At 61.8% G+C, this 19,793-nt stretch carries 19 protein-coding genes and 1 tRNA gene; 5 read left to right on the top strand and 15 right to left on the bottom strand.

Annotation, left to right across the window (positions count from 1 at the left end):
• The first annotated feature begins 280 nt into the window (after positions 1 to 280).
• The 4 genes from HY836_RS06600 (at position 281) to HY836_RS06615 (ending at position 5,247) form a co-directional block, all read left to right on the top strand.
• A complete protein-coding gene (locus tag HY836_RS06600; protein ID WP_290674758.1) occupies positions 281 to 2,107 on the top strand; it encodes a thiamine pyrophosphate-binding protein in 1,827 nt (608 codons plus the stop codon).
• Positions 2,104 to 2,928 carry a citryl-CoA lyase gene (locus HY836_RS06605; protein ID WP_290674760.1) on the top strand — a complete coding sequence of 275 codons (825 nt, stop codon included), beginning with the start codon at positions 2,104 to 2,106 and terminating at the stop codon, positions 2,926 to 2,928. Before HY836_RS06600 ends, HY836_RS06605 begins: the two co-directional genes overlap by 4 nt.
• Positions 2,925 to 3,731, top strand: coding sequence for a hypothetical protein (locus HY836_RS06610; RefSeq protein ID WP_290674762.1), 807 nt, complete (start codon positions 2,925 to 2,927; stop codon positions 3,729 to 3,731). Before HY836_RS06605 ends, HY836_RS06610 begins: the two co-directional genes overlap by 4 nt.
• A 124-nt stretch (positions 3,732 to 3,855) precedes the next feature.
• Complete coding sequence (locus HY836_RS06615) at positions 3,856 to 5,247, top strand: Fic family protein (RefSeq protein WP_290674764.1); 1,392 nt, start codon at positions 3,856 to 3,858, stop codon at positions 5,245 to 5,247.
• An 86-nt stretch (positions 5,248 to 5,333) separates the two neighbouring features.
• On the opposite strand, the gene HY836_RS06620 is transcribed toward HY836_RS06615, so the two are convergent.
• The 15 genes from HY836_RS06620 to uvrB form a co-directional block, all read right to left on the bottom strand.
• Positions 5,334 to 5,408 (bottom strand) — tRNA-Val (locus tag HY836_RS06620).
• A gap of 52 nt (positions 5,409 to 5,460) precedes the next feature.
• Entirely contained in the window at positions 5,461 to 6,186 is a 726-nt protein-coding gene (gene dnaQ / locus HY836_RS06625) for a DNA polymerase III subunit epsilon (protein WP_290674766.1), read from the bottom strand.
• A gap of 75 nt (positions 6,187 to 6,261) precedes the next feature.
• A complete protein-coding gene (locus HY836_RS06630) occupies positions 6,262 to 6,897 on the bottom strand; it encodes a hypothetical protein (RefSeq protein ID WP_290674768.1) in 636 nt (211 codons plus the stop codon).
• A 40-nt stretch (positions 6,898 to 6,937) separates the two neighbouring features.
• Positions 6,938 to 8,599 (bottom strand): GMC family oxidoreductase, encoded by a 1,662-nt coding sequence (locus HY836_RS06635; RefSeq protein ID WP_290674770.1) that lies wholly within the window; start codon positions 8,597 to 8,599, stop codon positions 6,938 to 6,940.
• A 6-nt stretch (positions 8,600 to 8,605) separates the two neighbouring features.
• Positions 8,606 to 9,151 carry a gluconate 2-dehydrogenase subunit 3 family protein gene (locus tag HY836_RS06640; protein ID WP_290674771.1) on the bottom strand — a complete coding sequence of 182 codons (546 nt, stop codon included), beginning with the start codon at positions 9,149 to 9,151 and terminating at the stop codon, positions 8,606 to 8,608.
• Positions 9,152 to 9,175: 24 nt separating this feature from the next.
• Positions 9,176 to 9,514, bottom strand: coding sequence for an ISC system 2Fe-2S type ferredoxin (gene fdx, locus HY836_RS06645; RefSeq protein WP_290674773.1), 339 nt, complete (start codon positions 9,512 to 9,514; stop codon positions 9,176 to 9,178).
• Between the two features lie 9 nt (positions 9,515 to 9,523).
• The gene (gene hscA, locus HY836_RS06650; protein WP_290674775.1) at positions 9,524 to 11,392 is read right to left on the bottom strand and encodes a Fe-S protein assembly chaperone HscA; all 1,869 of its coding nucleotides are present in this window, start codon (positions 11,390 to 11,392) and stop codon (positions 9,524 to 9,526) included.
• 15 nt (positions 11,393 to 11,407) lie between these two features.
• Entirely contained in the window at positions 11,408 to 11,932 is a 525-nt protein-coding gene (gene hscB, locus HY836_RS06655) for a Fe-S protein assembly co-chaperone HscB (RefSeq protein ID WP_290674777.1), read from the bottom strand.
• Positions 11,933 to 12,017: 85 nt separating this feature from the next.
• Positions 12,018 to 12,341: an iron-sulfur cluster assembly protein IscA gene (gene iscA / locus HY836_RS06660; RefSeq protein WP_290675062.1), complete on the bottom strand. Its 324-nt coding sequence runs from the start codon at positions 12,339 to 12,341 to the stop codon at positions 12,018 to 12,020.
• Between the two features lie 88 nt (positions 12,342 to 12,429).
• Complete coding sequence (gene iscU, locus HY836_RS06665; protein WP_290674779.1) at positions 12,430 to 12,816, bottom strand: Fe-S cluster assembly scaffold IscU; 387 nt, start codon at positions 12,814 to 12,816, stop codon at positions 12,430 to 12,432.
• 163 nt (positions 12,817 to 12,979) lie between these two features.
• Positions 12,980 to 14,200, bottom strand: a complete 1,221-nt coding sequence (locus tag HY836_RS06670) for an IscS subfamily cysteine desulfurase (RefSeq protein WP_290674781.1) — start codon at positions 14,198 to 14,200, stop codon at positions 12,980 to 12,982.
• Between the two features lie 160 nt (positions 14,201 to 14,360).
• On the bottom strand, positions 14,361 to 14,894 hold the full coding sequence (iscR, locus tag HY836_RS06675; protein WP_290674783.1) for a Fe-S cluster assembly transcriptional regulator IscR: 534 nt from the start codon (positions 14,892 to 14,894) through the stop codon (positions 14,361 to 14,363).
• A gap of 252 nt (positions 14,895 to 15,146) precedes the next feature.
• Positions 15,147 to 15,653 (bottom strand): low molecular weight protein-tyrosine-phosphatase, encoded by a 507-nt coding sequence (locus tag HY836_RS06680; RefSeq protein WP_290675065.1) that lies wholly within the window; start codon positions 15,651 to 15,653, stop codon positions 15,147 to 15,149.
• Positions 15,654 to 15,754: 101 nt separating this feature from the next.
• Positions 15,755 to 16,012, bottom strand: coding sequence for a hypothetical protein (locus HY836_RS06685; RefSeq protein WP_290674785.1), 258 nt, complete (start codon positions 16,010 to 16,012; stop codon positions 15,755 to 15,757).
• Between the two features lie 112 nt (positions 16,013 to 16,124).
• Positions 16,125 to 18,311: an excinuclease ABC subunit UvrB gene (gene uvrB / locus HY836_RS06690; RefSeq protein ID WP_290674787.1), complete on the bottom strand. Its 2,187-nt coding sequence runs from the start codon at positions 18,309 to 18,311 to the stop codon at positions 16,125 to 16,127.
• Positions 18,312 to 18,453: 142 nt separating this feature from the next.
• Here uvrB and HY836_RS06695 point away from each other — a divergent pair, with 142 nt between their 5' ends.
• Positions 18,454 to 19,653 (top strand): amino acid aminotransferase, encoded by a 1,200-nt coding sequence (locus tag HY836_RS06695; protein ID WP_290674789.1) that lies wholly within the window; start codon positions 18,454 to 18,456, stop codon positions 19,651 to 19,653.
• The last annotated feature ends 140 nt before the right edge of the window (positions 19,654 to 19,793 follow it).

The following is a 19,793-nucleotide window of genomic DNA, read 5'->3' on the forward strand; positions in this document are numbered from 1 at the left end:
ACCACCAGACACCTCATGGCATACCGCCATTCACGCCACGCTGAGAACAAGAAACTCCCCACTCTGTCCTGTCGCAGGCGCCCATTCTGGGGCCCTCTCGCTCCTGTCTGTCAACAATGTTGCGAGTTGTGCGTAGTCGCCACAAATTTGACCCCTTGTCCAAGGGTGGACCCGCGACAGGGGGGGTGACGACAGCCCCCTCAGGGATGCATTCTCGCCGACAACCCACATGTATCAATATGTGAACAAAACACCCCTCGTGTAACAAGGACAAGAAGGCGTGAAATCCGCGGCAGTTGTTTCATTGGCCCCTCCGCCCACCACGGTTGGCGCAGCGGAACTCATCATTTCTTACCTGGAAGCCATTGGCGTCGATTACATATTCGGCGTCCCTGGCGGCGCCATCGAGCCGCTCTACAACGCCATGGCGGTCAGCGCCCGGCGTCAAGGCCTCAGGCCCATTGTCGCCAGACATGAGGCTGGCGCCGCCTTCATGGCGGATGGCTATGCACGGGAAACCGGCAAGATCGGCGTGTGCTGCGCAACCTCAGGACCAGGCGCCACCAACCTGATCACCGGCGTGGCCTGCGCTTATGACAACGGCGTGCCCATGCTGGTCATCACGGGGCAACCGTCTCTACCAGTGTTCGGCAAAGGCGCTTTGCAGGAATCGGCCTGCACAGGCGTCAACACCGTCGGCATGTTCAGCCATTGCACCCGCTACAACACGCTGGTGTCTCACGCGGAACAACTGGAGACCAAACTGGTTCAGGCCTTGATGCGAGCCTCTCAGGCACCGCACGGCCCGGTGCACCTGTCCATCCCCCTGGACTTGCTCAAAGGCACGGTCGAGCAGCGGTTGTCACCACGCGAGCTCCACAACCTCATGCGCAAACCATCGCTGGTTGACGAGGACATGGTCCACAGCCTGTTCATGTCCCTGCAGGATGCGCAACAGGTTGCGCTGATCATCGGCGGCGATTGTGGCGAAGCGATCGAGTCCATCATCCACTTCGCGGAGATGACCAACTCCTGCTTTGTCACCACGCCAGATGCCAAGGGCCTGATCAACCCGCATCACAGGCTTTACCGAGGTGTGTTCGGATTTGCCGGCCACACTTCAGCCAATGAGACGCTCAATGACAACGTGGGACTGATCCTGGCCATCGGGACCAGCCTGGGCGAATGGACAAGTGGTGCCTGGAGCAACAGTGTGCTCAACCACAAGCTCGTTCACATCGACGCCACCGATGAGCACCTGAGGCATTCACCGATGGCCCGCCAGCACGTGCGCGGCCGCATCCGCACTGTCTTCGAGCGGCTGCTGGATCTGATGCACATCGAACAGGAAGCCCTGGGCATGCCTTGGGCGCCAGCTATTGGCGGCATCTCCATGAAGTCGGCCGTCACACTGAGAGAACCTGAAAAACTGCAAAGTGACGCCAGGCCCATCAAGCCTCAACGCCTGATGGTGGAGCTTTCCAAACGGTTCCCGCCCACCACACGTTTTCTGGCCGATGCTGGCAACGCCACAGCCTGGGCCATTCACTACCTGGAGTCTCGCAACAACCGCCGCCTGGGGCTCGTGCCGCCGGCAGGCGAAACCCAGACCAATCAAGTCTGGAGTGGCGAGCGCCGCCACGATCATGCAGGCTGGCTGCGCGTGTTGATGGACTTTGCGCCCATGGGATGGGCCATTGGAGCCGCCGTCGGTGTGGCGCGAGGCAAGCCGGACTGCCCTGTCGTGTGCATCACTGGCGACGGCAGCTACCTGATGAATGGCCAGGAAATCACGGTGGCGGCACAAGAAGGCCTCGCCGTGATCTTCGTGATCCTCAATGACAGCGCGCTGGGCATGGTGAAACACGGCCAACGCCTGGCAGGCGCGGAACGCATCGCCTTCGAGCTACCCACAGTGAACTACGCACTCATGGCCGAAGCCATGGGCATACCAGGACACGTGATCGAAGGCCCCGAGGATTTTGACAAGCTGGACATGAACGCGATCCTCACGCGATCTGGGCCGACCTTGCTGGACATCCGCATCGATGGCGAGGAAGTGCCACCCATGAGCCTGCGCATGCAGACGCTGGAGGGTTCCGCATGAGTGGCTCACCACTGCACACCCGCATCTGGCACGAAGAGCCCGAGGTGGACAACCCCTTTGCGACGCGAACAGCTCGCTGTCACGGGTATGACGTCTACGGGCACATGCTGGGGCGGGCGCGCTGGGCGGACATGGTCTGGCTACTGATCAAAGGCGAAGCGCCTTCCATATCAGAAGCAGCCATGCTGGACGCGCTGGCCGTGGCCCTGGCCAACCCTGGCCCACGGGACCCGATGGTTCATGCCGCCATGTGCGGCGGTGTTGGTGGCTCGCCCGCGGCAGCCAGCCTGATGGCGGCCCTGGCGGTTGGGGCGGGCCAAAGTGGCGGCGCGAGGGATGTGTACCTGAGCATGCGACTTTGGGCGCGGTGCGACGCACTGACGCCATCGGACTGGATCGATACGCTGACCCACACTCGCCCGCCAACGTGGCTGGCCCCCGATGACGCAGGCTGGCCCGCCATCGAACACCCTGCGGGCTTCGATGCGAATGGTGTCAGCACACCCACCGTCGTGCTGAAGTCGCTCGTCACCCTGGCCGGACTGAGCCAAGGCCCTCGCCTGGCATGGATGGTGTCGCAACGCGATGTACTTGAACGGGCTGCAGGCTTGCCGCTGGCCATGACGGGTGTCGCCGCTGCCGCGCTGGCGGACATGGGCTTCCATGCTCGACAAGGTGAGATGCTGTTCCTCTTGCTCAGGCTGCCCGGCGCCGCCGCACACGCACTGGAACAAGCCGATTACGGCTTCAAGCACTTCCCCTATCCTGACGTCGATCTGCTGGATGACCCGTTGAACAAGCACAAGGAGACCCCTGCATGACGGGCCCCCAGACTCTGAATGAACATGTCGGCATCCTGCGAACCCGCATGGGTGCGGCCTTTCCAGGGCAGCGCGCCGTCTTCCGCGGCCACGATCTTCACCGCGAACTCAAGGAACTGGACTGGTTCTCGCTCTGCGCCTTCGGCATCTTCGGGCGACACGTGCCACGTGAGCAGATTCAGCTGATGACATCTGCGTTCGTGTACAGCAGCTATCCCGACGCCCGCCTGTGGAACAACCGCGTTGCCGCGCTGGCCGGCACCACGCGCAGCACACCCAACCTGGCCATCAGTGCGGCCCAGGCCATCTCGGAGGCCACCATCTTTGGACGTGGCAACGAGTTCCGTGCACTGGATTTTTTCTACAAAACCCAGCATGCACTGGATGCCGGCAGCACCCTGCCCGACTACCTGGAGCACTTCCTGCGCAGTAGCGGGCGGATGGCTGGCTATGGCCGCCCCATCTCGACCAGCGACGAGCGCATGCCGCTGACGCTGGGCCTCGCCAAGGAGCTGGGGCTGACCGACGGCCCCTATCTGAAGCTGGCGTTCGACATCGACCGCTACTTTGAATCCACTGGGCGGCCCTTGCGCATGAACCTGAGTTCGCTGCTGTCGGCCTTCGCTGCAGATTTTGGCTGGACAACCAGGGAGTTCAACATGCAGCTGTTCTGCGCCTTCCTGGCCGGCATGTACCCCTGCTACCTGGAGGCGGCCGACAAGCCACCAGGTGCCACCTTCCCGACACCGTGTGTGGATGTGCGCTATGAAGGACCGTTACCCAGAGATTGGGTGGCACGCTGATCAGGTCAGCCCGGTGTGGATGAGATGTCGCGAATGCCGAAATCACGACACCAAATTGTCGCAATACTTCTTGTGCGACAAATAAATTGTCGCGATACTCGGACTCTGGCGCCAAGGAATGTACATGCCCCGAGTCCCCCTACAAAAAGAGCTTGATCGTCTGGTTGAGCTGATTGGCCAACACCCTGAAGGCATTGGGATCGATGCGCTTTCGCAAACGCTGGGTAACAGCTTGCAGCGCCGCACATTGCAGCGCCGCCTGGCCTCGCTGGTGGAACACGGCCGCATACAGATGCTGGGTGAAGCCCGTGCTGTGCGCTACGCCATAGCGCCACAGGTCATCGGGGCCGCCATTCATGACCAGATCAAAGCCGTAGATCCAGCCTCTGCCGATATCTACGTACCGACCTCAGCGGAGGGGCAGGAAATCAAGGCTTATGTACGACAGCCCCGCCAACTGCGCAAGCCAGTGGGCTACCAACTGGGCTTTCTTGAGCAGTACCACCCCAACGTCACGGCCTATCTGCCCGAAGCACTATGCGATCAGTTGCATGCACTGGGCAAGTCGCCCGCAGATCAAACCCCGGCAGGCACGTTTGCACGCGACATCCTCAATCGCTTGCTGATTGACTTGTCCTGGGCCTCGTCGCAATTGGAAGGCAACACCTACAGCAGGCTGGATACCGAGCGCCTGATCGAGTACGGCCAGGCCGCAGAGGGCAAGGACGCGCTGGAAACACAGATGATCCTGAACCACAAGCATGCGATCGAGTATCTGGTTCACGACCCCGACCATGCCCGCGTGGCCCCCGACACCATCATCGCCCTGCACGCCTTGCTGTCAGATGGCTTGATGGCCGACCCCAGCGCCTGTGGCCGCATCCGCAGCAGAGCGGTTGAGATCGGCGGCAGCGTATACCTTCCAGTCGCCCTGCCCCAGCGGCTGGAGGAACTGTTCGGTATCGTGGTGCAAATGGCGGCAGACATCCTTGACCCGTTCGAGCAAGCCTTCTTCTTGATGGTGCATCTGCCTTACCTGCAGCCATTCGAAGATGTGAACAAGCGCGTGTCACGCCTGGCGGCGAACATCCCGCTCATACGCCATAACCTGTGCCCTCTGTCCTTCATCGATGTACCGCAGCAAGCCTATGTGGACGCCATGATCGGCGTGTACGAACTGAACCAAATCGAGTTGCTGCGCGACGTTTTCCTGTGGGCCTACGAACGTTCGTGCCAGCAATACGTCGCGGTCAAGCAAAACCTGGTGCCGCCCGACATCTTTCGCCTGCGCTATCGGCAGGCCTTGGGTGAGGTCATCGCCCAGATCGTCCGTGGTGATGAGGTCGCAACACAGGCCACTGTGAGTGCGCGAGTGCCATCTGCAGTGCCTGAGGCGGACAAGGCACATTTCATCAAGCTGGTTCTCGATGAGTTCAGCGCATTGCACCCCGGCAATGCCGTGCGTTTTGGCATTCGGCCATTGGAGTTGGCCGCCTGGCGAAGCAAACATGGCTGAGATGGCGCCTTGGTGGAGCCAGATTCATGCCTTGATTTGATACGACATACAAAAAAAGCCCCTTGCTTTCGCAAGAGGCTTTGTTCTGGTGGGCGGTGCAGGGTTCGAACCTGCGACCCCTGCCGTGTGAAGGCAGTGCTCTACCGCTGAGCTAACCGCCCGAAACTGGTTCGGGATCACTGATTTATTTGTCGCAATCAGCGAAGACCATGACTATAGCATAACTTCAATCGATTTCCACAAAGTTTTTCCGCCACTCGCTTTGTCGATCGCAGCCAACGATTTCTCGAAATCTTCTGCTTCTTCGTCCGTGGGCTTGATCACCGGCAGATCAAAGGCGCTGAAGTCGACGGCCACCACTTCCTGCTTGCCCTGCCCTTCGCCACCATCGGATGCATCGCTGTCGATCAGCAAAGCATCCTGACCCCGCGTCATGTTGATGTAGACCTCGGCCAGCAACTCCGCGTCCATCAGGGCGCCGTGCAGGGTCCGGTGCGTGTTGTCGACTTCAAGCCGCTTGCACAGTGCATCCAGCGAGTTGGACTTGCCGGGGAACATCTCGCGCGCCATGACAAGACTGTCGACGATGCCACCCACATGGTCCTTGAACACACCCTTGTTAAGCCGCTTGAGCTCGGCGTTGAGGAAGCCCACGTCGAAGCTGGCGTTGTGGATGATGATCTCGGCGTCACGGCAGTACGCGATGATCTCATCGGCCAGCGCCGCGAACACGGGCTTGTCAGCCAGGAACTCGTCCGTCAGGCCGTGGATCTTGACGGCATCCTCATGGCTGGGGCGCTCCGGGTTGATATAGAAATGCAGGTGCCGGCCAGTGAGGCGTCGGTTGACCATTTCCACGCAACCGATTTCGATGATGCGGTCGCCTGATTCGGGGCTCAGGCCGGTGGTTTCGGTATCCAGGAAGATCTGACGGGACATGGGGCTTTTCGAAGAAACAGAGGGCGGCTGCATACTTTAGCAGCCGTCCCCCAAGCCCCATCAGCTCAACTCAGATCACGTGTTGTTGACGCAGGTCTTGCCATTGACTTCCTGGCTGGGGTCGACAGTGACGTTGAGCGAGGTCTCTACCGTATTGGCATCCTGCATGGTCCAACCAGCCGGGCATGACAAGCCCCCACCCTGGCCCTCGTCAGGGCGCGCCAAGGTGTTGACGCCGACAAAGGGCTGCCACTGGAAGTTGCTCAAGTTGAAGTCGGTGCCCGCCACCACGTAGTCAGCTTGCAAAGCGCCGGACAACAGGAAGCCCTTGCTGCCGAACGAATAACCGGCACCCAGTTCATACATGCCCGCACGATTGCCACCAACCAGGCGCAGACGGAGCTTGTCAAAGCTGATGCTTTGCTTGCCGAATGGGAAGGTTGCTTCGACCTTGGCACCAGCGACCTTGTTGCGGTCATTGGTGTGCAGGCTGCGAACGCCCAGAACCAGTTCGGGCCCAGAACCAAATGCCCAGTTGATGCCTGCGTAAGCCTGCGTGGTGTCGGCCTCACCGCTGCCAGAGGCCACCGGTGCGCTGCAACCCGAACCACAAGGCGCCGCTCCAGCCATCACGGAAGGCGCAAAAGAAGCGGCGGACAGTGCGCCAACCAACGCGACGGCAGCGCGAGCAAAGGTGAAAGTGATGTTCATGGTGGTACTCCAGTAGTGCAAAGGGAAAAGGCACGCCGCACTAGCCAGCCTGAAGGAACCGGTCGACCGCCCGCAAGGCCAAGGCCTGGATGGACAGCGAGGGCGACTCCCCTCCGCCAGTGCTGGAAAACGTGCTTCCATCACACAGTAGCAGGTTGTTCCAACCGTGAATTTGATTTTGCGCATTGCACACGCTGTCACGCGCAGACACCCCTGATCGGCAGGTACCGAACACATGCGTGGAGGCAAAGTCGTCATACGTTCCCATTTCCATGCGCAAGTCCGCACAGCCCGCAGCCTTGAGCAGGTCTCGACAGGTCTTTGCCATGAAGCGCAGGCGCCTGCAAGCCATGTCATCCACATGCGAATGGATGCGGGCCAGCGGCATACCATGTTCGTCGCGATCACTGGGATGCAGATCAATGAATGAGCGAGGATGGGGCAAACTTTCGCCGATGGCACCAACGGCCAGCGCATGGCCAAAGCTGCGTCGCAAGCGCTGCTTGTGTTGCGCACCCCAGCCATCGATCAGGCGCGTCGCGTAAGCCACCGGGCCCATCAGATCGGCATCCAGCGTGGCCGAGTAAAAGCGCGCGCCGCCCACCACGTCGGCAATCGCATCAGGCCGATTGAAATCCCAGCAAATGGCATCTGCCGGCAGGCCCATGTAGCTACCCTGCGCCTGAGGATGCATGGCCACAGAGGTCCAGGACAAGGTCTCCATGAAGTGCTGACCGACTTGCCCATGATCGTTGCCGATGCCCTGTGGCGCCAGCGCCGATCGGTTGGCCAGCAAAAGCCGAGGTGTTTCGATGGCACCTGCAGCCACGATCACCATGCGCGCATGCTCGAAATGATGGCGCCCCTTCTCGTCTACATAGCGAACGCCCCGGATGACCCGTTGCTCGCCATGCAGCAAATCGAGCACGGTGGAACGAGCCCTGACTTCGCACTGGCCTGATTGCAAGGCGTGGCGAATGAAGGTCTGATCGGCTGAACCTTTGTCTCGCCGAGGGCACCCTCTCACGCAAGCGCCGCAATAGTTGCAAGGAGGGCGCCCGTCATAGGCCTGCGACAAGGTCGCGCGCGGGTTGGGCGACCAACTCAAACCCAGCGAGGATGCCGCAGCGCCCAGCGTGCGAGAAGCGCGAGACACGGGATGTGCTGGCAAGGGATAAGGTTGGCTACGCCAACGATCACCAACGGCCGATGGCCCGGCCACGCCGATCAGACGCTCGGCCTCCAGGTAGAAGGGCTCCAGCTCTGCATAGTCGAAAGGCCAATCGGCGCCTACACCATGCTCGCTTTGCAACTTCATCGAATGTGGGTTGAGCCTGTGGGCCTCACCCACATAGTGCAAGGTGCTGCCGCCCACGCCTCGTACATGGCTGTAGCCAATGCGCACAGCCCGCCGATCACCCAGCACCAGGCGCCCTGTCTCGTGATGCCAGCTTCGCAAGTCGTCCCACTGCGGATCAAGCTGCTGCATCTCACCGTAGCGATGTCGGCCAGCGGAGCCGGGCTTGACAGGAAAGGAGCGCGCCTCCCAGTCGGGTTTGTCCAGACCGTAGTCCTTGTCTGGATCAAACCAGGGGCCTGCCTCCAGCACGAGCACCCTGCACCCCCGTTGACAAAGGCGCCAAGCGGCAGCTGCACCACCAGCACCTGAGCCGATCACGATGGCATCAAACCTGGCGCTCATGCTGATTCAATCCAGCACATGGCCAAGCGGTTGTGGCGGGCGCTGCATGGGCAAGCCCTTCCACGAAGCAGGCTGGGTGTAGTACAGCGTGAAAGCACGATCGCGCACCAGGTGGAAAAAGCGCCGCTGTGGTGATTCCCAAGGCGCTTTGGACATCCACGTCACGAGCGCCTCACGCTCCTGCGGCAGTAAGGCGGCAAAGCCCTCTCCGTATTGATCCATCCACCTGCAAACCACCTCAACAAGCCGACCTAACTCGGCATCCGCTTGCGCTTGTTGCCAGATGACTTCGGGCACCTTCAAGGCGGAAGCAGCGGGTGTCAGTTCATCAGCGGGGATCAGGTGATCAACGAAGGCCTTGAGTGCAAGCGGCATGAGCACGCGCCCCGCACCATTCACTTTGACGCGCGCACGATGCACGGCCACCTTGGCATCCGCTCTGGCGGCCCACCCCAACAGCCCCCCCGCAAGCAAAGCACCAACAAACCAACGCCTGCGCAACTGAGGCAAAGACGGCAGGAATGGCCAGGTGCTGAAAGTGCGAACAGTCACAACATCAGGCCTTTCTGAATGTGATCAGTGGTTTTCGCGCGCGTGGTTGATGGTGTACTTGGGAATCTCGACCGTCAGATCCTGCCCTGCCACGATGGCCTGGCAACTCAGGCGCGAGTCGGGCTCCAGCCCCCAGGCGCGGTCCAGCAGGTCTTCTTCCGTCTCGTCCATCTCGTTGAGGCTGTTGAAGCCCTGCCGCACGATGACGTGGCAGGTGGTGCAGGCGGCGCTCATGTCGCAGGCGTGCTCGATCTCGATGTGGTTTTCCAGCAAGGCTTCGCAGATGCTGGTGCCCGGCGCGGCCTGGATTTCCTTGCCTTGGGGGCACAGGGTTGCGTGGGGCAGGATCTTGATGATGGGCATGGTCGAGCTTCAGACTTGATCGAGTTTGCGCCCCGCCAAGGCCTGGCGGATGCTGCGGTTCATGCGTTCGGCGGCAAAGGCTTCGGTGCCGTCGGCCAGCGCTTTGATAGCCGCCTCCAGGGCCACGATGTCACCACGGTCGCAACGTTGGCCGATCTGGGTCATCAGGCCATCAATGCGGGCGCGGTCTTCGGTGCTCAACAGGTCGCCATCGGCAGCCAGCGCGGTGCGCGTGGCTTCGAGCATGCGCTCGGCTTCCACACGGGCTTCGCGCAAGGCACGGTCTTTCATGTCAGCGGCAGCGGTGGTGAAGCCTTCGCGCAGCATGTGCGCCACCTGGTCATCGGTCAAGCCATAGCTGGGCTTGATCACAACCGATGCTTCCACGCCGGAGAGCTGCTCCTTGGCCGACACGCTCAGCAAGCCGTCTGCATCGACCTGGAAGCTGACGCGGATGCGTGCGGCACCAGCGGCCATCGGCGGGATGCCACGCAGCTCGAATCGGGCCAGCGAGCGGCAGAACTCGACCTGCTCACGCTCGCCTTGCACCACATGCACGGCCAGCGCGGTCTGCCCGTCCTTGAAGGTGGTGAAGTCCTGCGCCAGGGCGCATGGAATCGGCGTGTTGCGCGGAATGATGCGCTCGACCAGGCCACCCATGGTCTCCAGACCGAGCGACAAGGGCAGCACGTCCAGCAGCAGCAACTCGCCTTGCGCGTTGTTGCCGGCCAGTTGATTGGCCTGGATGGCCGCGCCCAGGGCCACGACTTCATCGGGGTTCAGATCGGTCAGCGGTGCCTGGCCAAAGAAGGCGCCCACGGCATCGCGCACAGCGGGCATGCGGGTGGATCCGCCCACCATGACCACGCCCTTGACTTCGTCCGGCTTGATCTTGGCATCTCGCAGCACGCGCTTGACCGAGGCCAGCGATTTGTCGATCAAGGGCTTGGCCAACTCAGCCAGGCGCTCGCGCGTGATGCTGGCCGACAGCATGCCGCCAGACAGCATGCAAGACAGGTGCGCGCTGCCATCAGTAGAGAGCTTCTCTTTGGTACGGCGCGCCGCCACCAGCACCGTGCGCTTGTCCTGCGGGGTGACGGCTTCCATCTTGGCATCGGCCAGGGCGGCGTCAGCCAGCAGGTGATCGAAGTCGTCGCCACCCAGGGCAGAATCGCCACCGGTGGCCACAACCTCGAACACACCCCGGCTGAGTTGCAGCAGCGAGATGTCGAAGGTGCCGCCGCCCAGGTCATAGATGGCGTAGAGGCCTTCGGCGCCGTTGTCCAGGCCGTAAGCAATGGCTGCGGCCGTGGGCTCATTGAGCAGGCGCAGCACATTGAGGCCGGCCATCTGGGCCGCATCCTTGGTGGCCTGCCGCTGGGCATCATCAAAGTAGGCGGGCACCGTAATCACGGCGCCAAACAGGTCATCGTTGAAGGTGTCTTCGGCGCGCTGGCGCAGGCTGGCCAGGATCTCGGCCGACACCTCGACGGGCGACTTCACGCCGGCCACGGTCTTGACGGCCACCATGCCGGGCTGGTCTTCAAACTGATAGGGCAAACGGCCGGCATCAGGCAGATCCGCCAGGCGGCGGCCCATGAAGCGCTTGACCGACACGATGGTGTTCTGCGAATCCTCGGCCTGGGCTGCGAGCGCCTCGAAGCCGATGTGGCGACGCGTCTGGCCGCGCTCATCGACCATGTAGCGCACGGCCGACGGCAGGATCACCCTGCCCTGCTCGTCCGGCAGACACTCGGCCGAACCGTGGCGAACGGCGGCCACCAGCGAGTGCGTGGTGCCCAGGTCGATGCCGACCGCAATGCGGCGCTGATGGGGATCGGGCGATTGCCCGGGTTCGGAGATTTGCAGCAGGGCCATGTGTGGTCAGCAGTCTCAGCTGGCGTCTTCGTATTGTTCAAGTCGGGCATCGATCTCCTCCAGCAGGCGATCGATGAACATCAAGGCGCGCACTTCCTGCGCGGCCTCGGTGGGGTTGGCATCCACATCCAGCAATTGCGTGACGCGGGCCAGGCGGGCCTTGCGCTGGCCTGTGACCTCGTCAGACAAGCCCTCGACATCCTGGGCGCTGCCGGCTTCTTCCAGGGCTTCACGCCACTGCATCTGCTGCATCAGGAAGGCACCCGGCATGGCCGTGTTGTTCTCGGCCTGAACCGGCACGCCGGCCAGCTGGCACAGGTAGGCAGCACGCTTGAGCGGATCTTTCAAGCGCTGGTGCGCCTCGTTGACCCGCACCGCCCATTGCATGGCGATACGTTGCGAGGCTGCGCCTTCGGCCGCAAAACGGTCGGGGTGAACCTGGGCTTGCAAGGCTTTCCAGGCCGCGTCCAGTTGGGCGCGATCCAGTGCGAATGCCTTGTTCAGGCCCAGCAAGGTGAAGTCGTCAGCGTCGATGTTCATGGCCACAGCAACCCGTCAAAAAGAGAAACCCCACCACATGGTGAGGCTTCCATCCTCGCAAGGCGCATGCCTTGCCACGTTCACGTCAGATGCGGAAGGATTCGCCGCACCCGCAACGATCACGCTCGTTCGGATTGTTGAATTTGAAGCCTTCGTTCAAGCCTTCGCGCACGAAGTCGAGTTCGGTGCCGTCGATATAGGGCAGGCTTTTCGGGTCGACCAGGATCTTGACGCCGAGTTGCTCGAAGACGATGTCTTCAGGGGCGATCTCGTCGGCGAACTCGATCTTGTAGGCCAGACCGGAGCAACCTGTGGTCTTGACGCCCAGGCGCACACCCACGCCCTTGCCACGGCGGCCCAGGTAGCGGGTGATGTGACGTGCGGCGGCCTCGGTCAGGCCCACGGTCATGTTGGCGTTGACTTCAGCGATGTCCGCCAGCGGCCCGTTGCCGGGACCGGCGGTACACGATGCCGGGTTCACAGCGGAAGTGGCTTGATCAGGCTGCATGCTTGGCCTTGTAGTCGTTGACGGCTGCTTTGATGGCATCTTCCGCCAGGATCGAGCAGTGGATCTTGACCGGGGGCAAAGCCAGCTCTTCGGCGATCTGGGTATTTTTGATGTCCAGGGCCTCGTCCAGGGTCTTGCCGCGCACCCATTCTGTCACCAACGAGCTCGATGCGATGGCCGAACCGCAGCCATAGGTCTTGAAACGGGCGTCTTCGATCACGCCGGTGCTGGGGTTGACCTTGATCTGCAGCTTCATCACGTCGCCGCACGCTGGGGCGCCGACCATGCCGGTGCCCACAGTCTCGTCGCCCTTTTCGAAAGAGCCAACGTTGCGGGGGTTTTCGTAGTGGTCAATGACCTTGTCGCTGTATGCCATGGTGAAACTCCAAATCTCTCTCAAAGAACGATCTTTAACGCGGCTCTGTGATCCGCCCCGACCTTGTTAGTGGCGGCGGGGCCAGCGCCGGGCCGCCCCAAGCGTCCGGCCCCGCTACCCCCTCGGGGGGTGGCTGCGGTACCCCGCAGCCGGGGGCTGACGTCTAGTGTGCAGCCCATTGAATAGTGCTGATGTCAATGCCGTCTTTGTACATGTCCCAAAGCGGTGACAGTTCGCGCAGCTTGGCCACACGATCCTTCAGCGTATTGACCACGTAGTCCACTTCTTCCTCGGTGGTGAAGCGGCCGATGGTCATGCGCAGCGAGCTGTGCGCCAACTCATCCGAACGGCCCAGGGCACGCAGCACATAGCTGGGTTCCAGGCTGGCCGAGGTACAGGCCGAGCCAGAAGACACGGCGATGCCCTTGATGCCCATGATCAGCGACTCGCCTTCCACATAGTTGAACGACACGTTCAGGTTGTGGGCGACACGCTTGTCCAGATCGCCATTGACGAAGATCTGTTCGATGCCTTGCAGACCGGCCAGCAGGCGATCCCGCAGCGCCTTGATGCGCACGTTCTCGGAGGCCATTTCTTCCTTGGCGATGCGGAAGGCCTCGCCCATGCCGACGATCTGGTGCGTGGGCAGCGTGCCCGAACGCATGCCACGCTCGTGACCACCGCCGTGCATCTGCGCCTCGATGCGGATGCGGGGCTTGCGGCGCACATACAGCGCGCCGATGCCCTTGGGGCCGTAGGTCTTGTGCGAGGCCAGGCTCAGCAAATCCACAGGCAGCGTGGCCATGTCGATCTCGACCTTGCCGGTGGCCTGGGCAGCATCCACGTGGAAGATGATGCCCTTCTCGCGGCACAGGGCGCCAATCGCCGGGATGTCCTGGATCACGCCAATCTCGTTGTTCACGAACATGACCGAGATCAGGATGGTGTCGGGACGGATGGCGGCCTTGAGCACGTCCATGTCCAGCAGGCCGTCATCCTTGACATCGAGGTAGGTGGCTTCGAAGCCCTGGCGTTCCAGTTCACGCACGGTGTCCAGCACGGCCTTGTGCTCGGTCTTGACCGTGATGATGTGCTTGCCTCTGGTCTTGTAGAAGTGCGCGGCGCCCTTCAAGGCCAGGTTGTTGGATTCGGTGGCGCCCGAGGTCCAGACGATTTCGCGCGGGTCGGCGCCGATCAGCTCGGCAACTTGCACACGCGCCTTCTCGACCGCTTCTTCGGCTTCCCAACCATAGGCATGGGTGCGGGATGCGGGATTACCGAAGTGCTCGCGCAGCCAGGGAATCATGGCGTCAACGACTCGGGGGTCGCACGGCGTGGTGGCGCCGTAGTCCATGTAGATCGGGAAGTGAGGGGTCATGTCCATGGTGGAGACTCAACAAAGCTGGCGCCAGACCCTTGCCACATGGTGACATGGGCGGCCCGGGCGATATCTACGCAGGAAATAAATGAGCTCTGCTCAGCGCAAAACTGTCAATTATCAGGGACACCACCCGGGGTAGGCAAACCCGGGGGTGGGTGCCCCTTTACTTGGTGAGGGCTGCGCCCAGAGCAAAGACCGAGTTGGGGGCCGTGACCTTGATCGGCTTGACCACCGGCTGGGTGGAGATGGCACGCTTGATGGGCTGCGCCTCGATGGACACGCCCTTGGCGAGCTGGTCTTCCACCAGTTTGCGCAAGCTGATCGAATCAAGGTACTCGATCATCTTGTTATTCAGACTGGTCCAGAGGTCGTGCGTCATGCAACGGCCACCGTCTTCGCCCATGCAGTTTTCCTTGCCGCCGCAACCTGTGGCATCAATGGGCTCATCCACGGCCACGATGATGTCAGCCACGGTGATGTCCTCAGCCTTGCGGCCCAGCGAATAACCACCGCCAGGGCCACGGGTGCTCTCGACCAGCTCGTGACGGCGCAATTTGCCGAACAGCTGTTCGAGGTAGGACAGGGAAATCTGTTGACGCTGGCTGATGGCAGCCAGGGCCACGGGGCCAGTGTGCTCACGCAGAGCCAGATCGATCATCGCCGTTACGGCAAAACGGCCTTTGGTAGTCAGACGCATCGCTTCTCTCCTTGGTCAGGGACTCGGTTGGCACCCATCGCGGCAGGGATGACCTGTGGGTGGCAAAGCCGGGATCTCCGGCCAAGCCTTATTTCCGAGTAATCAGCTCGATCATAAGGTACCCAACTGATTTAGTCAACTTCAACCAAGGGAGTTCCCTTATGCATTGACGATGGCGCCCATAGGCCTGATCTATCAAGATCCGGGCCAGCCTGCTGCCCCAGTGGCGTGCTGGGTTAATGGCGGAGCTTGTCAGGCGCGCGATGCGACAGAACCGACAACTTGTCGCAAATGTGCGACCAGGCCGTCACAGGCGTGCTCGACCAGATCGAGCACGAAGTCGAAACCAGCCGGCCCGCCGTAATACGGGTCCGGCACCACCTGCGCACCCGCGTGAGGCGATGCTGCGGGCACAAACTCGGTCAGCCGCTTGAGCTTGCGGCGCAATTCGGGGTCTTGCGGACAGTTCTCCTCCAGCAAGGCCAGGTTGTCCCAATCCATTGCCAGCAACAGGTCAAACTGCTGAAAATCCTGCAAACGCACCTTGCGGGCGCGCTGGCGGCTGAGGTCATAGCCCCGTTTGCGCGCGGCCTGTTGCGAGCGCTCGTCAGGTGGGCTGCCCACGTGGTGGGCGTGGGTACCGGCTGAATCGACCTCGATCACATTCGCCAGACCGGCCTGGGCCAGTTTGTGGCGCAGCACCCCCTCCGCCGTCGGACTGCGGCAGATGTTGCCCATGCACACCATGAGCACCCGCATGCGAAACGAGGATGGAATCGGCGTAGGTTTGGAGCGAGACGGAAAGAAAAAAGCCATCTTGCTATTGTCTCGCGCTCACCCTCGGTCCCCAAGGGCAAAGGTCACATGACGTGGGCACTTGGTGACACGCGCCTCAAAGGCATGCTCGATCCAAGCACGTGCAAAGTGCCATCTTCATCCAGATCGAGGTGTTCACCAGTTTCAAGCTTGAATTCGACCTCCCCCGTGGGCTCCCACTGGGTGCGCATGTCCAGCAGGTTGTCGACGCGAGTCAGGTGCTCATAGGCATGCACCTTGTAGGTGGCGCCGTGCATGTCCTGCACACGAAAGGTCTCAAGGCAGTGAAGCTTCTTGTCCATGGCGTGCTCCCGCAAAACGGCCAGGCACTTGCTCGGCCAGAAATGGATTGTGCGCGTCACGCCCAGCGGTGAAAAGCCCCTAGCTCACCCATGGCAAGCTAGGGGGATAGGCTCATTTGCGCCCAGCCTGAATCGGCACCACGTGGTCGTGCACCACGGCCCCAAAAGCCTGCTCCTTGAGCAGGGCCAGCTGGTCGCGCAGGCGGGCGGCCTTTTCGAACTCCAGGTTGCGGGCGGCCTCCAGCATGTCCTTTTCCAGCTGCTTCATGCGCTTGCTGAGATCACGTTCAGACATGCCCTCGCTGCCCTCCATCGACTTGACCAGGGCCTCGGCCGCACGCAGATCGTCCTTGGCCGCGTTGGACATCACGCCGTCGATCAACTCCTTGACCTTCTTGTTGATGGTCATCGGCGTGATGCCATGCGCTTCGTTGTGGGCGATCTGCTTGTTGCGACGACGCTCGGTCTCGCCAATGGCCTTGCGCATGGACTCGGTCATCTTGTCAGCGTACAAAATGGCGCGGCCATTCTGGTTACGCGCCGCACGACCAATCGTCTGGATCAGGCTGCGCTCGGCCCGCAGGAAGCCTTCCTTGTCGGCGTCCAGAATCGCCACCAGGGACACTTCGGGGATGTCCAGACCCTCGCGCAGCAGGTTGATGCCCACCAGCACGTCGAACACGCCCAGGCGCAGATCACGCAAGATTTCGACACGCTCGACGGTGTCGATGTCCGAGTGCAGATAGCGCACCTTGACGCCGTTTTCCGTCAGGTAGTCGGTGAGCTGCTCGGCCATGCGCTTGGTCAGCGTCGTGATGATCACGCGCTCGTTGATGTCAGTACGGATGCGGATTTCCTGCAGCACATCGTCCACCTGATGCGTGGCGGGGCGCACCTCGACGACCGGATCCAGCAAGCCGGTGGGCCGCACCACCTGCTCGACGACTTGCCCCGCATGCTGCTGCTCATACGCAGCGGGCGTGGCCGATACGAAGATGCACTGGCGCATCTTGCCCTCGAACTCTTCGAACTTGAGTGGGCGGTTGTCCAGGGCCGATGGCAGGCGAAAGCCGTACTCCACCAAGGTGGTCTTGCGCGACCGGTCGCCGTTGTACATGGCGCTGAGCTGGCCGATCATGACGTGGCTCTCGTCGAGGAACATGAGCGAGTCTGCCGGCATGTAATCGACCAGCGTGGGCGGCGGGTCACCCGGCCTGGCACCAGACAGATGGCGCGTGTAGTTCTCGATGCCCTTGCAGTGGCCGATCTCTTGCAGCATCTCCAGGTCGAAACGGGTACGTTGCTCGACGCGCTGTGCCTCCACCAGCTTGCCGTCAGCCACCAGTTGTTTGACGCGCTCGTTGAGCTCTTGCTTGATGGCCTCGATGGCCACCAGCACGCGTTCGCGCGGCGTCACGTAATGGCTCGATGGATAAATCGTGAAGCGCGGGATCTTCTGGCGCACCTTGCCGGTGAGCGGGTCGAACAACTGGATGCTGTCGATCTCGTCATCGAACAGCTCGATGCGCACGGCCAGCTCGCTGTGTTCGGCCGGGAACACGTCGATCGTGTCGCCCCGCACGCGGAAGGTGCCGCGCCCGAAGTCCATGTCATTGCGCTTGTACTGCATGCGGATGAGCTGGGCGATCACGTCGCGCTGGCCCATCTTGTCGCCCACACGCGTGATGAGCACCATCTGCATGTAGTCCTCAGGCTTGCCGATACCGTAGATGGCCGACACGGTGGCCACGATGATGACGTCCCGGCGCTCCAGCAGGCTCTTGGTGGCGCTCAGACGCATCTGTTCGATGGCCTCGTTGATGGCGCTGTCCTTTTCGATGAACAGATCGCGCTGCGGGACGTAGGCCTCGGGCTGGTAGTAGTCGTAGTAGCTGACGAAGTACTCGACCGCGTTGTGCGGGAAGAACTCGCGGAACTCGGCGTACAGCTGAGCCGCCAGCGTTTTATTAGGTGCAAAAACGATGGCCGGGCGCCCTTGCCGGGCGATCACATTGGCCATGGTGAAGGTCTTGCCCGAGCCGGTCACGCCCAGCAGGGTCTGGTAGGACAGGCCATCTTCGATGCCTTCGCACAGTTGCGCGATGGCGGTGGGCTGGTCGCCCGCAGGGGGATAAGGCTGGTAAAGCTCGAAGGGCGAGTCGGGAAACTGCACGAAATGCCCGGCGCTGTGTTCGCTGCCTGCCAGCCCGGCTGTGACCACGCCCTCCAGCGCAATCGCAGGAGATTGCACACTTTTTGACGGGTGCGCGGCAGAGGAAAGATCAATCGGCTCAGACATCCGGGTCACAGTTCGATAAAATAAAGGGTTTGCCCGATTTGGCGAAGGTGGTCAAAAACCATTTTTTGCTCAAGTTCGAGCTGTCGAATTTTCCAGCTTATCCCTTTTTCAGCTCTAACACCTCTGACCGGAGACTGCTTGCATGGCCTCGCTGTTCGCTGCCGTTGAAATGGCCCCCCGTGACCCCATCCTGGGCCTCAACGAACAATTCAATGCCGACCCCAACCCCAACAAGGTCAATCTGGGTGTGGGCGTTTACACCGACGACCAGGGCAAGCTGCCCCTGCTGAAGTGCGTGGCCGCTGCTGAAAAGCAGATGTCCGAGGCGCCCAAAGCCCGCGGCTACCTGCCCATCGACGGCATCGTGGCGTATGACAAGGCCGTGCAGGGCCTGGTGTTCGGTGCCGAACACGCCGCCGTGAAGGCTGGCCGCATCGCCACGGCGCAGGCCATTGGCGGCACCGGCGGCCTCAAACTCGGCGCTGACTTCCTCAAGCGCCTGAACCCTGACGCGCAAGTCCTGATCTCGGACCCGAGCTGGGAAAACCACCGCGCCCTGTTCGAAGCCGCCGGCTTCCCCGTGGACGTCTACCCCTACTACGACGCAGCCAACCGTGGCATCAACTTCGACGGCATGCTGGCCAAGCTGAAGGCCTCCAAGCCCGGCACCATCGTGCTGCTGCACGCCTGCTGCCACAACCCGACCGGCTACGACCTGTCGGACGCCCAGTGGGACGAGATCATCGCCACCATCAAGGCTGGCGGCCTGGTCCCCTTCCTGGACATGGCCTACCAGGGCTTCGGCAACGGCATCGCCGAAGACGGCGCCGTGGTCATCAAGTTCCTGGACGCCGGCCTGAGCTACTTCGTGTCCACCAGCTTCTCCAAGAGCTTCTCGCTGTACGGCGAGCGCGTGGGCGCCCTGAGCATCGTGAGCGAATCGGCTGAAGAGTCCAACCGCGTGCTGAGCCAGCTCAAGCGCGTGATCCGCACCAACTACTCCAACCCACCCACGCACGGCGCCCAAGTGGTGGCTTCGGTGCTGACCTCGCCCGAACTGCGCAAGATGTGGGAAGACGAGCTGGCCGAAATGCGCGACCGCATCAAGCTGATGCGCACTGCCCTGGTCAACGAGCTGAGCGCCGCTGGCGTGCAAGGCGACCTGAGCTACATCACCCGTCAAAAGGGCATGTTCAGCTACTCGGGCCTGAATGCCACTCAAATGCAGCGTCTGCGCTCCGAATTCGGCATCTATGGTGTCGACTCGGGCCGTATCTGCGTGGCTGCGTTGAACACGGGCAACATCAAGGCGGTGGCGGCTGCCATCAAGGCCGTGATGTAAACAGCGCCAGCCTGTTCGATCCAAGCCCGAGCCGTTCAGCGGCCCGGGCTTTTTTTTGCCTGCCCCCTTGTTCAGGGTGTGCAGGCTGCATTTCATATTCGGACAAATGATCCGTTCGGATCACCCTATGCCTGACCGAC

The organism is Aquabacterium sp., from assembly GCF_016234775.1.
Classification (GTDB): domain Bacteria; phylum Pseudomonadota; class Gammaproteobacteria; order Burkholderiales; family Burkholderiaceae_C; genus Aquabacterium.

Bases quoted from the DNA above. Each gene is read 5' to 3' on its own strand.
- HY836_RS06685 (WP_290674785.1), bottom strand. From the start codon at position 16,012: ATGGACAAGAAGCTTCACTGCCTTGAGACCTTTCGTGTGCAGGACATG.
- iscR (WP_290674783.1), bottom strand. From the start codon at position 14,894: ATGCGTCTGACTACCAAAGGCCGTTTTGCCGTAACGGCGATGATCGAT.
- HY836_RS06615 (WP_290674764.1), top strand. From the start codon at position 3,856: ATGCCCCGAGTCCCCCTACAAAAAGAGCTTGATCGTCTGGTTGAGCTG.
- uvrB (WP_290674787.1), bottom strand. From the start codon at position 18,311: ATGTCTGAGCCGATTGATCTTTCCTCTGCCGCGCACCCGTCAAAAAGT.
- HY836_RS06630 (WP_290674768.1), bottom strand. From the start codon at position 6,897: ATGAACATCACTTTCACCTTTGCTCGCGCTGCCGTCGCGTTGGTTGGC.
- iscA (WP_290675062.1), bottom strand. From the start codon at position 12,341: ATGACCGTGGGCCTGACCGAGGCCGCCGCACGTCACATCACCCGCTAC.
- iscU (WP_290674779.1), bottom strand. From the start codon at position 12,816: ATGGCATACAGCGACAAGGTCATTGACCACTACGAAAACCCCCGCAAC.
- HY836_RS06635 (WP_290674770.1), bottom strand. From the start codon at position 8,599: ATGAGCGCCAGGTTTGATGCCATCGTGATCGGCTCAGGTGCTGGTGGT.
- fdx (WP_290674773.1), bottom strand. From the start codon at position 9,514: ATGCCCATCATCAAGATCCTGCCCCACGCAACCCTGTGCCCCCAAGGC.
- HY836_RS06670 (WP_290674781.1), bottom strand. From the start codon at position 14,200: ATGGACATGACCCCTCACTTCCCGATCTACATGGACTACGGCGCCACC.
- HY836_RS06610 (WP_290674762.1), top strand. From the start codon at position 2,925: ATGACGGGCCCCCAGACTCTGAATGAACATGTCGGCATCCTGCGAACC.
- HY836_RS06695 (WP_290674789.1), top strand. From the start codon at position 18,454: ATGGCCTCGCTGTTCGCTGCCGTTGAAATGGCCCCCCGTGACCCCATC.
- hscB (WP_290674777.1), bottom strand. From the start codon at position 11,932: ATGAACATCGACGCTGACGACTTCACCTTGCTGGGCCTGAACAAGGCA.
- dnaQ (WP_290674766.1), bottom strand. From the start codon at position 6,186: ATGTCCCGTCAGATCTTCCTGGATACCGAAACCACCGGCCTGAGCCCC.
- HY836_RS06605 (WP_290674760.1), top strand. From the start codon at position 2,104: ATGAGTGGCTCACCACTGCACACCCGCATCTGGCACGAAGAGCCCGAG.
- HY836_RS06680 (WP_290675065.1), bottom strand. From the start codon at position 15,653: ATGCGGGTGCTCATGGTGTGCATGGGCAACATCTGCCGCAGTCCGACG.
- hscA (WP_290674775.1), bottom strand. From the start codon at position 11,392: ATGGCCCTGCTGCAAATCTCCGAACCCGGGCAATCGCCCGATCCCCAT.